14 protein-coding genes are annotated in these 13,573 nt (G+C 69.7%); all 14 read right to left on the reverse strand.

Annotated features, from left to right (window positions below):
• Positions 1–6: 6 nt before the first annotated feature.
• The 14 genes from VIS07_12780 to VIS07_12845 all read right to left on the reverse strand — a co-directional run bounded on the left by VIS07_12780 (position 7) and on the right by VIS07_12845 (position 13,562).
• Positions 7–1,461, reverse strand: a complete 1,455-nt coding sequence (locus VIS07_12780) for a hypothetical protein (protein HEY8516377.1) — start codon at positions 1,459–1,461, stop codon at positions 7–9.
• A gap of 311 nt (positions 1,462–1,772) precedes the next feature.
• A complete protein-coding gene (locus VIS07_12785) occupies positions 1,773–2,102 on the reverse strand; it encodes a hypothetical protein (GenBank protein ID HEY8516378.1) in 330 nt (109 codons plus the stop codon).
• A gap of 20 nt (positions 2,103–2,122) precedes the next feature.
• On the reverse strand, positions 2,123–3,409 hold the full coding sequence (nuoF, locus tag VIS07_12790) for an NADH-quinone oxidoreductase subunit NuoF (GenBank protein HEY8516379.1): 1,287 nt from the start codon (positions 3,407–3,409) through the stop codon (positions 2,123–2,125).
• Positions 3,409–3,918 carry an NAD(P)H-dependent oxidoreductase subunit E gene (locus VIS07_12795; GenBank protein HEY8516380.1) on the reverse strand — a complete coding sequence of 170 codons (510 nt, stop codon included), beginning with the start codon at positions 3,916–3,918 and terminating at the stop codon, positions 3,409–3,411. The genes nuoF and VIS07_12795 overlap by 1 nt, the downstream gene beginning before the upstream one ends.
• A gap of 6 nt (positions 3,919–3,924) precedes the next feature.
• Positions 3,925–5,154 carry an NADH-quinone oxidoreductase subunit D gene (locus VIS07_12800; GenBank protein ID HEY8516381.1) on the reverse strand — a complete coding sequence of 410 codons (1,230 nt, stop codon included), beginning with the start codon at positions 5,152–5,154 and terminating at the stop codon, positions 3,925–3,927.
• The gene (locus VIS07_12805; GenBank protein HEY8516382.1) at positions 5,154–5,726 is read right to left on the reverse strand and encodes an NADH-quinone oxidoreductase subunit C; all 573 of its coding nucleotides are present in this window, start codon (positions 5,724–5,726) and stop codon (positions 5,154–5,156) included. Before VIS07_12805 ends, VIS07_12800 begins: the two co-directional genes overlap by 1 nt.
• Positions 5,727–5,757: 31 nt before the next feature.
• Complete coding sequence (locus VIS07_12810) at positions 5,758–6,321, reverse strand: NADH-quinone oxidoreductase subunit I (GenBank protein ID HEY8516383.1); 564 nt, start codon at positions 6,319–6,321, stop codon at positions 5,758–5,760.
• Between the two features lies 1 nt (position 6,322).
• Entirely contained in the window at positions 6,323–8,059 is a 1,737-nt protein-coding gene (locus VIS07_12815; protein ID HEY8516384.1) for a 2Fe-2S iron-sulfur cluster-binding protein, read from the reverse strand.
• Positions 8,056–8,661, reverse strand: coding sequence for an NADH-quinone oxidoreductase subunit NuoB (gene nuoB, locus VIS07_12820; GenBank protein HEY8516385.1), 606 nt, complete (start codon positions 8,659–8,661; stop codon positions 8,056–8,058). The genes VIS07_12815 and nuoB overlap by 4 nt, the downstream gene beginning before the upstream one ends.
• Positions 8,662–8,778: 117 nt before the next feature.
• Positions 8,779–8,961: a hypothetical protein gene (locus tag VIS07_12825; GenBank protein HEY8516386.1), complete on the reverse strand. Its 183-nt coding sequence runs from the start codon at positions 8,959–8,961 to the stop codon at positions 8,779–8,781.
• Positions 8,962–8,990: 29 nt separating this feature from the next.
• Positions 8,991–10,739 carry a glycosyltransferase family 39 protein gene (locus VIS07_12830; protein ID HEY8516387.1) on the reverse strand — a complete coding sequence of 583 codons (1,749 nt, stop codon included), beginning with the start codon at positions 10,737–10,739 and terminating at the stop codon, positions 8,991–8,993.
• A complete protein-coding gene (locus VIS07_12835) occupies positions 10,736–11,659 on the reverse strand; it encodes a polysaccharide deacetylase family protein (GenBank protein ID HEY8516388.1) in 924 nt (307 codons plus the stop codon). Before VIS07_12835 ends, VIS07_12830 begins: the two co-directional genes overlap by 4 nt.
• Positions 11,635–12,594, reverse strand: coding sequence for an NAD-dependent epimerase/dehydratase family protein (locus VIS07_12840; GenBank protein ID HEY8516389.1), 960 nt, complete (start codon positions 12,592–12,594; stop codon positions 11,635–11,637). The genes VIS07_12835 and VIS07_12840 overlap by 25 nt, the downstream gene beginning before the upstream one ends.
• Complete coding sequence (locus VIS07_12845; protein HEY8516390.1) at positions 12,591–13,562, reverse strand: formyltransferase; 972 nt, start codon at positions 13,560–13,562, stop codon at positions 12,591–12,593. The genes VIS07_12840 and VIS07_12845 overlap by 4 nt, the downstream gene beginning before the upstream one ends.
• Between the last annotated feature and the right edge of the window lie 11 nt (positions 13,563–13,573).

Here is a 13,573-nt window from a genome sequence, read left to right on the forward strand (position 1 = left end):
CGCCGCTCACCGCGGGATCAGCACCAGCGCCCGCCCCGATCCCCTGAGCTGAATGATCAGCAGCAGGTCGCCGCGGTCATTGATGTCCGACAGCGTCTCGATGCTGCCGATGATGCCGCCGCTGAACTCCGAGCCGGTGCGCAGCACGGTCTCGAGGCCGCCGCTGCCGTCCCAGCGCAGGAGCCGGGTCTCGACCGTCTCCTCGGTGCCGTCGTCGATGAAGCCGACGCGGGCGAGGAAGACGACGTCGCCCGAGCGGTTCGCGCGCACCGAGCGGATCTCGAGGAGCCGGTACTCGTTGCCCTCGTCGTCCTCGCCGAAGCCCTTCTGGCCCTCGAAGGCGATCTCGCGCTCGACGCCGTCCTGCCACTGGCGGAGGCTGATCGGGCCCGTCGCCTGGCCGGGGTCGTTGAAGCGGATCTGGTAGGTCGCGCGGCCGAAGTCGTCGAGCGCGATGCCCTGCACGTCGACCACCACCTTGGTGCCGGCGGGCTCGCGGAGCCGGGCGAGGCTCAGGAAGCCGCCGTTGGTCCACAGCATGACGTGCTCCTGGTCGATCTCGCGGTCGCCGTCGCTGTCGAAGCGGGCGTCGAACAGGACCTCGCCGTGGTTCGAGATCGCGCGCGGCGTCGCGGAGAGCAGCGTGCCGAACTCCTCGAACGTTGCTTGACGCTCGATCAGGCTCGAGAACACGCCGTTGCGCACGATGCCGATCAGCGGGTTGCGGCCCGACGACGGGAGCCCGACCAGCAGCTCGCCGTTGGCGTTGAACTCGAGGCCGACCGAGGTCGGGCGCTGGTTCTCGAGCGGGTTCGGGAGCTGCACCTCGCGCAGGTCGTCCGGGAAGCCGTACATCAGGCGCAGCTTGCAGGTGATGCGCTCGGTGCCGCTCGACGAGTCGATCGAGCACGGCTCGTTGCCGTCGGAGCCGTAGGTGAAGCCGAGGAGCCCGTTCGGCGCGATGCGCAGCTCGCCGAGCTTGCGGAAGCCGGGCGGCTGCTGCGGATTCCTCGCGCCCGCGAGGCGGAAGGTCCGGCTGCCGTCGAAGTAGAAGACGGTCTCGCCGTCGAGGCGGTTGCCGCCCTCCTTGAAGGTCGCCTCGCCCGTCGGCGCCATCAGGAGCTGCGCGACGCTGGTCATCGTGAGGCCCTGTGCGAGCGGCGAGTTCTCGTCGAGCAGCAGGTCGTAGTCGCCGTTCGGCCGCCGGCGGTAGACGCCGTTCACCGTCGGCGTGCCGGCGCGCGACGCGATCACGATCACCGTGCCGTCGGCCCCGAGGCGCGCGCTCTCGACCTGGTTCACCACCAGGCCGCCCGGCATGGTGTCGCCGCGGCGCATGAGGAGCTGCAGGCTCTCGGGCGCTTGGGGCGTGTCGTCGCCCCCGCCGCAGGCGGCAAGCAGGAGAGCGAGCGGCAGGGCGAATCGCCGGGCGAGCGCTGGAACAGGGCCGGGCTTCAGCATGGGTACGACTCCAGGATCAGCGAAGGACCCGGGACGGCACGAAGCGCGCCCGGGTGGACGGGTTGCATTCTCTTTCGCTCAGCACTTCGGATCAGGAGCGCCGTGACGGATGCCCGAGAGGAGCCGGCTTGGGTGGGTGGATGCGTGGGCACCAAACGTCGCGCCGCGACGCCGGTCATCGGGATGACGCGGGCGATTCTAGGGCGAGGCGTCCGAAGACGGCAAGCGCAATTCGAAACTGACCGGGCGATCTTCGGGTGGACGCGGTGGCGCGGCCCGGCGGAGCGCGCCTCGGAGCGCGGCCGCGACCGTCAGTGCCCGCCGGCGCCGCCGCCCTGGGCGAGGCGGGCGAGCAGCTCGGCCTCGGACTCGCGCACGACGTGGCCGTCGCGCTCGATCCGCTCCGAGGCCAGGAAGTCGTAGCGCTGCCAGTAGATCCGGCGCTCCTTCGGCTGGGTCGGCTCGTTGCGCGGCCGGTCGTAGATCCAGACCTCGTTGTACTGGAAGCCGTCGTGGTGCTGCTGGCGCGGCTCGTTGACGCTGCCGACGGTCTCGGTCGGCGTGCCGAACAGCCGCACGATGTCGTTGCGGGTGATGCGGCGCTGCTCGGCAGCGCCGGCGACGGTCTCCGGAGCGGTCATCGCACGAACCTCGAAGGACCTCAGACCTCGAACGAGATGCCCTCGAGCGGGCAGCCTTGCTGCTCGATGTGCGCCTCGAACTCGGGGCGGAAGCGGCGCACGAAGTAGCCCGCGCCCCACGCCGCGGCGTCGGACAGCGCGCAGATGGTGTGCGCCTCCATGTACTTGCAGACGTCCTCGATCGTATCGAGCTCGCGCTTGGTCGCCTTGCCGCTCTCGATCAGCAGGAAGAGCTTGTGCAGCCAGCCGGTGCCCTCGCGGCACTGCGTGCACTGGCCGCAGGACTCGTGGCGGAAGAAGCGCGAGATCGCGATCGCCGCGCGCACGAGGCAGCAGGTGTCGTCCATCACGATCACCGCGCCCGTGCCGAGGAGCGAGCCGGCCTTCTGCAGGCTGTCGTGGTCCATGTTGACCTGCATCGCCATCTCGGCGGTCAGCACCGGCATCGACACGCCGCCCGGGATCACGGCCTTGAGCTGACGTCCCGGCCGCAATCCGCCCGCGTGCTCGAAGATGATCTCGCGCAGCGGCGTGCCGAGCGGCAGCTCGTACGCGCCGGGCTTCATCACGCAGCCGCTCACGCCGAAGATCGTGTTGCCGGTGCTCTTCTCGGTGCCGATCGATTTGAACCACTCGACGCCCTTGCCGATGATGTGCGGCACCTGCGACATCGTCTCGATGTTGTTGATGATCGTCGGCTGGCGCCACAGACCGGCGACGGCGGGGAACGGCGGGCGCTTGCGCGGCTGGCCCTTGCGTCCCTCGAGCGACTCCATGAGGCCCGTCTCCTCGCCGCAGATGTACGCGCCCGCGCCGCGGTGCACGTAGATCTCGAAGTCGAGGCCCGAGCCGAGGATGTTCTTGCCGAGGTAGCCGGCTTCCTTCGCCTCCGCGATCGCCGCGCGCAGGTTGTCGTAGGCGACGCGGTACTCGCCGCGCAGGTAGACGTAGGCGGCGTCGATGCTGTTGGCGTAGGCGGCGATCAGCAGGCCCTCGATCAGCTCGTGCGGGTTGCGCTCGAGGATCTGGCGGTCCTTGTACGTCCCGGGCTCGCTCTCGTCGCCGTTGCAGGCGATGTAGCGCGGACGGCGTCCGTCGTTCGGCAGGAACGACCACTTGATGCCGGCCGCGAAGCCCGCGCCGCCGCGGCCGCGCAGGCCCGACGCCTTGACGTCGGCGACGATCTGCTCCGGCTTCATCTCGCGCAGCGCGCGCTCGGCCGCGGCGTAGCCGCCGTTCGCCTTGTAGTCGGCGAGCTTCGACCAGTTCTGCCCGTCGGGCGGGAGGAGGTAGCGCACGATCGCCATCAGCGCGCTCCCGCAGACGACTCGGCCGCCGCGCGCTGGCGCAGCCGCTCGACCAGCTCGAGCACCGACTGCTCGGTGAGGTTCTCGACGTAGGGCTCGTTGTTCACCTGCAGCATCGGCGCGGTGCCGCACGAGCCCAGGCACTCGACCTCGGCGAGCGAGAACATGCCGTCCGGCGTCACCTCGCCCGAGCGGATGTCGAGCGCCTGCTCGAGCGTGCGGATGATGTTGCGCGCGCCCCGGAGGCAGCACGACAGGTTGGCGCACACCTGGATGTGGAACTTCCCGACCGGCTCCGAGTGGAACAGCGAGTAGAAGGAGATGACCTCCTCGACGTCGATCTGCTCGATCTCGAGCAGCTCCGCGACCTCGGCCGCCGCGCCGGGAGGAATCCAGCCGCCGTGCTCCGCCTGGATGAAGTGCAGCGCCGTCAGCAGCACCGCGCGCTTCTCCGGGTACTTCGGGAACTCCGCCGCGATGCGCTGCTTGAGCTCGTCAGACAGGACCATACCGCGTCACCGATCGCACTCGCCGCCGATCATGTTGATCATGTCGAAGGTGGGAATGACGTCCGCCAGCATCGCGCCCTCGATCATGCGCGACAGAGCCTGGGTGTTGGAGAAGCTGGGCGAGCGTGCGCGGCACTTGTAGGGCGAGCCCGTGCCGTCGCTGACGAGGTAGAAGCCGAGCTCGCCGTTGCCGCCTTCGACCGCAAAGTACACCTCGCCGACCGGAGGCTTCGGCCCCTCGGTGACGAGCTTGAACTGCGCGATCAGCTCTTCCATCTTGTTGTAGACCCGCCCCTTCGCCGCGAGGCGCACGTGCGGGTTGTTGATGTCGACGGGGCCCGGCGGGAGCTGATCCACGCACTGCCGGATGATGCGCGCCGACTGGCGCAGCTCCTCGATGCGCACCAGGAAGCGGTCGAGGTTGTCGCCGCGATCGCCGACCGGCACGTCCCAGTCGATGCGGTCGTAGACCAGGTAGGGCTGCGCGCGCCGCACGTCGTACGGCACGCCGGCCGCGCGCAGCAAGGGTCCGCTCACGCCGATCGCGATGAGCTCCTCCTTGCTGAGCATGCCTGTGCCTTCCATGCGGTCGCGGAAGATCGGGTTCGCGAGCAGCAGGTCCTCGAAGTCCTTCTGCAGCTGCGCGATCTTCTCGAGCTTCTGCTTGACGAAGGCGGGAAACTCCGGTCCGACGTCGGCCGAGAGCCCGCCGATGCGCACGTAGTTGCACGTGACGCGCGCGCCGCACATCTCGTCGTGGATGTCCCACACGTGCTCGCGCGCCTCGACCGCGTAGAGGAACGCGGTGAACGCGCCGAGCTCGAGCGCGCACGCGCCGAGGCACGTGAAGTGGTCGGACATGCGCGACACTTCGCTCGCGATCGTGCGCAGGTACTTGCAGCGATCCGGCACCTCGACGCCGAACAGCTTCTCGCACGCCAGCGCGTAGCCGACGTTGTTGATCATCGGCGAGATGTAGTTCAGGCGGTCGGTGTACGGGAACGCCTGGTACCAGAGGCCGCTCTCGCACTCCTTCTCGAAGCCGCGGTGCAGGTAGCCGACCTCGACCTCCGACCACACGACGCGCTCGCCGTCGAGCTTGAGCTGGATGCGCACCGTGCCGTGCGTCGCCGGGTGGGACGGCCCCACCTTGAGCTCCATCGGCTCGAAGGCAAGGTCGAGCTTGTCGGCTTCGCCGTTCGCGGGCGCGACGTCCGTCTGCCGTTCGTCTGCCATCAGATGCTCAGATCTTCGTTCTCGGGGGTGCGGCGCACGGCGCCCGGTCCGATCAGCGGCTGGCGCTTCTCCTTCGGGTAGTCCTTGCGCAGCGGGTGACCCTCGAACTCCTCGTAGAGATAGATGCGCCGGAGATCCGGGTGTCCCTCGAAGCGGATGCCGTACATGTCGTACGTCTCGCGCTCGAGCCAGTTCGCGCCGGCCCACAGCGGGACGAGGCTCGGCACCTTGGGATCGCTTTCCTCGACCGGCACCTTGATGCGCACGCGGTGGTTCTTGGGGATCGAGTAGAAGTGGTAGACGACCTCGAAGCGCGGCACGCGGCCGAGGAAGTCGACCGCGGTGACGTCCGAGAGGAAGTCGAACTGGAGCTCCGGATCGTCGCGCAGCGTCTTGCAGACGTCGAGCAGCGCCTCGCGCTTCACGATGGCGGTCGCGTCGCCGCGAAACGCGTGCGTCGCGAGGATCGCGTCCGCGTGACGCTCGCGCAGGACGCGCAGCGCGGGATGCGTCTCCTCGACCTCCGGCACGGCTTGCGGCTCGGACGGCGGAACCGGCGGCTCCTGGCTCATCGTCGTACCTTTCGCACCCTTCGCCGCGTCGTCACGCCTGGCGCGGCCCCACGGGGCGCTCGTAGCCGCGGCGCACGTAGTCGAGACGGCGCGGCAGCCGATCCAGCGGGGTCAGCAAGTCCTGCTTCTTCCAGATCGTGCCGGCGCGGGTGAAGGCGCTGATCTCGATGCGATCGCTCATCACGATCGCCTCCTCCGGACACGCCTCCTCGCACAGGCCGCAGTACATGCAGCGCCCCATGTCGATGTTGAAGACCTTCGGGTAGCGCTCGATCGCGTCCTCGGTCTCGCCCGGCTCGATGTGGATGCAGTCGACCGGGCACGCCCACTCGCAGAGCCCGCACGCGACGCAGCGCTCCTTGCCGTTGTCCATCTGGACGAGCACCGGCATGCCCCGGAACGAGGGCGGCTTCACCACGTCCTGCTCGGGGTACATGATCGTCGCGATCGTCGGCTTGCCGCGCAGCCAGCCGAACAGGTTGCGGAAGAAGTGCCGCGCGGTGACGCCGAGGCCGACGAGCACGGCGCGGACCGAGAACGGACCGGCCGCCTTGGCGAGCGCGGCGCGGTTCACCTTGACGACGTTGGTCGCCATCTCAGGCCTGCACCACGGGTGCGTCGGCGGACGGCGCCGCCGACGGCTGCGTCGAGCGTCCGAGGCTGCCGACCGTCGCGAACGAGACGCCGGCGTACGCCGGCACGGCGGTGGCGATCTCCTCGAGCGTCGCCGCCGGATCGAACGTGACGGGCGCGTCGGCGCCGGTTTGCACGAGCTTCGCGAGCCGCATGAAGAGCGCTCCGTCGGGCACGAGCTGCTCGGGCGGCTCGACCGCCTTGCGGATCCTCTGCACGCGCCCCGCGTAGTTGGTGAAGGTGCCGTCCTTCTCGGCCCAGGTGAGGCCCGGCAGGACGATGGTCGCGAGATCGGTGAGCTCGGAGCGGTTCGCGTCGACGACGATCAGCGCCTCGAGCTTCGCGAGCGCGGCGCGGGGCGGGACCTCGCCGAACAGCGGCAGCAGATCCGCGCTGCCGACGACCAGCAGCAGCTTGATCTCGCCCGCGGCGACGCCGTCGAGGATGCCCTTGACGTCGCGCCCGCCCTCGCCCGGTGCGACGCCGACGTCACGCGCGCCGCGCGCGTTCGCCGCCTTCTCGGGCTTGATCAGGAAGTCGTCGCCCGGACCCATCGGAACGACCATGTCGAAGTGCGGCGTCTTGAGCGTGTCGCGAACGAGCTGCACGAGGCGGTAGCACTCCTCGTTCGGCAGCCGCGGCGAGCCGATCACCGCGATGGCGTTCGGTCCGTGCGCCTCGAGCACCGCGCGGATGCGCTCGCCCGCGGCCTGGAGCGCGAGATCGAGCGTGGTCGCGGCCGCCGCGTCCTGGCTCGCGCCGTTGCCGGTCGTCCCGTTGCCGCCCGCCGGAGCGACCGCCGGTCCGGGCTGCTTGACGCCGCGCACGAGCGGCACCCGGACGCGCGTCGCGTCGTGCACGAAGCCGTAGTTCAGACGGCCGTGGTCGCACATCCAGGTGTCGTTGACGTCGTCGTTGCGCCGCGGCAGCAGGCGCTGGATCTCGTTGCGGTAGATTCCGAGCTTGATGTTGCAGCCGTTCGAGCAGCTCGGGCAGATGCTCTCGAACTCCTGCAGGAACCACACGCGCCGCTTGTGGTGGAAGTCGCGCGAGAGCAGCGCGCCGACCGGGCAGATGTCGGCGGTGTTGATCGAGTAGTCGTTGTCGAGCGGCCGCTCGGCGGTGGTGCCGATGCGCGAGCGGTCGCCGATGCCGAACACCCGCAGCTCGTTGGTCTTGGTGATCTCCTTGGTGAAGCGCACGCAGCGCCGACACAGGATGCAGCGCTCCTGGTCGAAGATCACCCGCGGGCCGATCGGGTGGCGCTTGATGCCCTTGCGCCGCGGGCTCGTCGCGCGCGAGTCCTGCCGGCCGTAGCCGAACGAGTAGTCCTGCAGGTAGCACTCGCCGGCCTGGTCGCAGATCGGGCAGTCGAGCGGGTGGTTGATGAGCAGCAGCTCCATCACCCCGCGGCGCGCGAAGGCGACCTCCTCGCACTGGGTGTCGACCACCATGCCGTCCGCGACCGGCGTATTGCACGCGATCGCGAGCTTCGGCGCCTTCTCGATCTTCACCTGACACATCCGGCAGCTTCCGTCAATCGAAAGCTTCGGATGGTAGCAGTAGTGCGGGATCTCGATGCCGTTGTCGAGCGCGACCTGCAAGAGAGGCGTGCCGGCCTCGGCGACGATCTCGCGCCCGTCGATGATGATCTTGACGGGCTTCTGGAACTTGCCGTTCGCGGCGGTGCCGTCGCTCATTCGTGCACTCGCACGCTACCGGGAACGGTGGCCGTGTTCTCGCCCTCGATGAAATCGAGCGCCTTGACCTTGCCGTGGATGTTCTCGACCGGACGACCCGGACGCTCGCGCGTGATGCGCTCCTGCAGCTTGAGCAGCCCGTCGATCACCGCCTCGGGGCGCGGCGGGCAGCCGGGCACGTAGATGTCGACCGGGATGATCGTGTCGATGCCCTGCACCACGGCGTAGTTGTTGTACGGACCGCCGGTGTTGGTGCAGTTGCCGAACGACAGCACCCACTTCGGATCCGCCATCTGCTCCCACACGCGGCGCAGGATCGGCGCCTGGCGGTGCGTGATCGTGCCGACGACGAGCAGCAGGTCCGACTGGCGCGGCGTGAAGCGCGGCAGGGTCATGCCGAAGCGGTCCGTGTCGAAGCGCGGACCGGTCACCGACATGTACTCCATGCCGCAGCAGGCGGTCACGAAAGGATACTGGAAGAACGCGAACTTGCGGGCCCAGGCGAGAGCGTCCTCGTAGCGCGACGTGAAGAAGCTGTCGCGCAGCTCACCCTGCGGACGCCGGTCCGGGTGCAGGATCTGCACTGTGTGCTCGCTCGTCATCGATTCCCTCGCGACCGCGCACAGGACCGCGGCCCGACAGAAAACAGTAGCGACGGGCTGTCCGTTGTGCCAGTTGCGGCCCCATTAAGCCGCTGCACGTTCGCCATTAGCCCGGCGTCAGGAATGGACGATCACGCCCGGACCGCCCGCCCCCTTGGCCGGGTCACGGTCAGGCGTGCAGCCGAAGACGCACGGCAGCCCCTCGACGCAGTTCTGGCAACAGTACACCACGTTGCCGCGGCGAATGCCGCGGTCGACCGCGATCGGGCAGCCGCATTTCGGACACGTCAGGTTGGCCATCAGTACCTCTCGAAGGCAGCTCGAGCGGCTCAACCCCCCGGCTGATGAGGCCGCTCGGTCTCCACCGCGACGGCCTCGCCGTCCGAAGCCGACGCGGGAAAGTTGACCAATACCACACGCCGCTGATCCTGCACGAGGATGCGCGGCGTGGGGTCGAGCTCCTTCTGCAGGAAGGGGATGTGCTTCACGTCGGTGGCGATGAAGACCCGCCGTCCCGACGACCACTCCTGCTCGATGCGCTCGAAGTCGTTCCAGAAGAGCTCGTCGTGGTTCGGCGCGATCAAGGCCCCGAAGCGGATCTCGTGGTAGGCGTCGAACTGGATCACCGGCCCGCGCGTGTAGAACGGCAGACCCTGCATCAGACGCTTGTAGGAGAGCAGCAGGTCCCCGTGCTGGCGTAGCGGGACGATCGCGTCGGCGAGCGCCCGCGAGGTCTTGGTCACCGCCCGCCCCTCGACCGCGCACAGCAGCATGAGCGCGAGCCCGGCGGTGAGCGCGCCTACCGCGGCCACGGGCCGGCCGCGCTGCTCGAAGCGCAGCAGGTACGAGACCCCGCCCGCCGCGAGCAGCACGAGCGCCGTCCAGCTGACGACGCCGGCGACGTGCAGCACGTCGTGCGTATCCTGCCGGGTCCAGCGCGCGATGCTCTCGTAGAGCGGCCAGGCGACGAGCGCGAGCACCGCCATCGTCGCGCCCACCACGAGCAGGGTGCCGCGCAGGACGCCGACCACGCGGCGCACGAGCGCTGCGTCCTCGAGCGCGCGGTCGATCCAGGCGCCGAACAGGATCGCGAGCGCCGGCAGCGCCGGCAGGACGTAGGTCGCGAGCTTCGAGGTCGAGAGCGTGAAGAAGCCGACCACGATCCCCGCCCAGAGCAGCAGGAAGAGCCGCGTCTCGCGCGGGATCGCGAAAAATGCCTGCCGTCCCGCGGCGCTCGCCGCGAGCGCCGCCGCGACGAAGGTCCACGGCGCCGGCCCGAACAGCATCACCGGGACGTAGTAGAACGGCCCCTCGCGGTGTCCGACCCGGCCCGGCGCCGACGCGAGGAAGCGCTGGAAGTGCTCGCGGATGAAGAAGAACTCGAAGAACTCCGGGTTGCGCACCGACACCACGACGAACCACGGCACCGCGACGACCAGGAAGAGCAGGATCGGCGGCCAGCGCAACAGCGCGCGGATCGTCGCGGTGTCGCGCGTCGCGAAGAAGAAGGCGAGCGCGATCATGCCCGGCAGGACGAGCGCGACGAGCCCCTTCGCGAGCACGCCGAGCGCGACGCTCGCGGCGACGACCAGCGCCCAGCCGCGCTTGTCCTCCGCGACGTGCGCCGCGTAGAGCGCGAGCATCGTCGTCGTCATGCAGGCGGTCAGCAGCATGTCGATCAGCAGCGCCTGCGAGAGCGCGAAGAAGAGCGGCATCGTCGCGAGCACGCCGGCGCCGAGCCACGCGGCGCGCGTCCCGGCGAGACGCACCCCGAGGAAGAACGTCAGCACGACGGTCACGATCCCCGAGACCGCCGGCACGAGACGCGCCGCCCACTCCGTCAGACCGAACGCCTTGAAGGAGAGCGCCGTCAGCCAGTACAGCAGCGGCGGCTTCTCGAAGTACTTGACGTAGAACAGCCGCGGCGTGATCCAGTCGCCGGTCTCGAGCATCTCGCGCGGGATCTCGGCGTAGCGGCCCTCGTCGGGATCCTGCAGCACGTAGCCGCCGATCCGCGCGAGGTACATCGTGCAGAGCAGCGCCAGCGCGAGCAGCGCCAGCGCGCGACGGCGGCTCACGACGCCACCTGACAGGCGACCGTGCCGCCGCGGCCGGCGATCGTGCCGGGCTGCACCGTCGCGACCGGGAGCTGCTCGACGTCGGGCAGCTCGGCTGCGATCTCGCCGAGGGTTCGGATGGGCAGCGTGTCGCGGACGCGGGAGAGAAGGAGGTCGAGCTGCCCGAGGTACGCGCCTCCTTCGACCTCGGTGTGGATGGTGTGCACGTTGACTCCGTCTCGGTCGAGCCACGCCTCGTAGGCGCGCGCCAGCTCCTGCGGCGTGCGCCCCGCGACGCCGATCACCTCGTCGAGCGTCGGCAGCGTGGTCGGAATCTCGGGGATCATGGATCGGTAGCCGTCCGCCTGCGGACGGTAGGGGAAGCGGCCGCGCGTGTCGCTGCGCCAGCGAAAGCCGAGCTCGTCGACGACGCGGAGGCTCGCCCCCGTGCACTGCCAGCCCGGCGCCGCGAAGCCGTCCGGGCGCCGGCCGAGCACCTGCGAGAACAGCGCCACCGCCTGCGACAGCTCGTCGCGCACGTCGTCGTCGCGCAGCCGCGCGAGCGCGTCGTGCCAGCGGACGTGGTCCCAGCCGTGCACGCCGACCTCGTGCCCCGCGCGCTCGATCTCGCGCAGGCGCTCGGGCTGGCTCGCGACGATCGGCACGGACGGCAGCAGCGTGCCGCGCAGCATCGTCGACAGCGGATAGAGCTTCGGCGCGCGGCTGCGCACCATCTTGGTGAGAAAGCCCTTCTGGCGAAACGCGCGCACGACCGCACGTCCCGTGCGGTCCGGACCCATCGCCACGAACCAGCTCGCGCGCACGCCGTGGCGCGCGAACAGCTCGAGCAGCCGCGGCGCGCCGTCGCGCAGGCCGACGTGCGTGTCGACGTCGACCTTGAGCACGAACGCCGGGCTCACGTCGCCTGCGTGCGGAACCACTCGATGGTCCGCTTGAGTCCCTCGCGCAGCGGAACCTCCGCCGTCACGCCGAGGATCGTGCGCATGCGCGTCACGTCCGGCACGCGGCGGGCGATGTCCTCGTAGCTCGGGCCGTAGACCTCTTCCTTGGTCACGAAGCGAATTTCGCTCTTGCTGCCCGAGATCTCGATCATCATCTTCGCGAGGTCGAGGATCGAGGTCTCGACGTCGGTGCCGACGTTGAACACCATGCCGTCGGTGTCCTGGCGGATGCCGGCGGCGATCGTCGCGCGGATGGCGTCGTCGATGTAGGTGAAGCAGCGCGTCTGCGAGCCGTCGCCGATCACGGTCAGCGGCTCGTTGCGCAGCAGCTGGCCCATGAAGATCGTGATGATCCGGCCGACGTCGATCTTGTCGAGCCGCGGGCCGTAGACGTTGAAGTAGCGCGTGATCGTCACCGGCAGCCCGAGCTTGTGGTACGCGAAGCAGAAGTGCTCGCCGACCGCCTTGGAGGTCGAGTAGCACCAGCGGTCGATCCGCGTGGAGCCGAGCACGCGGTCGTCGTCCTCGCTCCACGGCAGCTTCGGGTTGCGCCCGTAGACCTCCGAGGTCGAGCTGAACACCACCTTGCGGCCGTACTTGAACGCGACCTTGAGCACGTTCTGCGTGCCGTTCACGTTGACGTTCAGCACCTCGTACGGGTCGCCGACGTAGTGCTCGACGCCGACCACCGCGGCGAGGTGATAGACGAGGTCGACCTGCGCGATCAGCGAGTCGAGGATGTCGAGCGACATCACGCTGTCGCGCACGACGCGGAAGCGCGGATGGCCGAGCAGGTGGCGTACCTTCTGCGTGCCGCCGGCTTCCAGAATGAACACCTCGTCGCCGCGCGCGAGAAGCGCCTCGGCGAGGTGCGATCCGACGAAGCCGCCGCCGCCCGTGATCAAGACCTTCACGCCATCGCTCCTTGCCTTCCCTCCCGGGCGTCGCCCTGCGCCCCGACCTCGAACCTCGTGCCCGTCGCGATCCCCTCCCTGCGCGCCCAGTCGACGCCGCTCAGCCGCTCGCCGTCCTGCCAGCTCACGTCGCACAGCTCGAGCGCGCCGTCGCCGGTCGCGACCAGCGGGCGTCCGTCCGGCGTGACGACGATCGTGCCGACGGCCGCGTCGCGCACGCCGTCGCGCGTCTCGGCCCACCAGACGTAGAGCCGTCTTCCGCCGAGCGCCGCGAACGCTCCGGGCCACGGGTCGGTGACCGCGCGCACGAGGTTACGGATCGACTCCGCCGATTGCGACCAGTCGATCGCGCCGTCCTCCGGGCGCCGGCCGCCGAAGTAGCTCGCCGCACGGTGATCCTGCGGCACGCGCGGCGCGCGGCCCGCGACCAGCAACGGATAGGTCTCGCGCAGCAGCAGACGCGCCTCGGCCGCGAGCTTGCGCGTCAAGCTCAGAGCCGTGTCGTCGCGCTCGATCGCGACGCGGCGCTGCGCGACGATCTCGCCGTGGTCGGGCTTCTCGTCCATCACGTGCAGCGTGACCCCGGTCTCGGTCTCGCCGTGCAGCAGCACCCAGTTCACCGGCGCGCGGCCGCGGTAGCGCGGCAGCAGCGAGCCGTGCAGGTTGAGCGCCGCCACCGTCGGCAGCTCGAGCAGCGGACGGCGCATCATCTGCCGGAAGTAGAACGAGAACAGCAGCTCGGGCCGGGCCGCGGCGATCGTGCGCACGACGTCGTCCGCGTTGACGTCATCCGGCGTGATCACGGGAACGGCGTGCGCGCGCGCGAGCTCCGCGACCGAGCGGAACCAGATCTTCTCGCCGGGCGCATCCTGATGCGTCACGACCAGCCGGACGTCGGCCCCGAGAGCGAGCAGCTCGGCGAGGCTTTCGTGACCGACCTCGCCGTACGCACAGACCACCGTACGCACGAGGATGCCTT

The sequence above is a fragment of the Candidatus Binatia bacterium genome, from assembly GCA_036563615.1.
GTDB lineage: Bacteria > Desulfobacterota > Binatia > UBA12015 > UBA12015 > DATCMB01.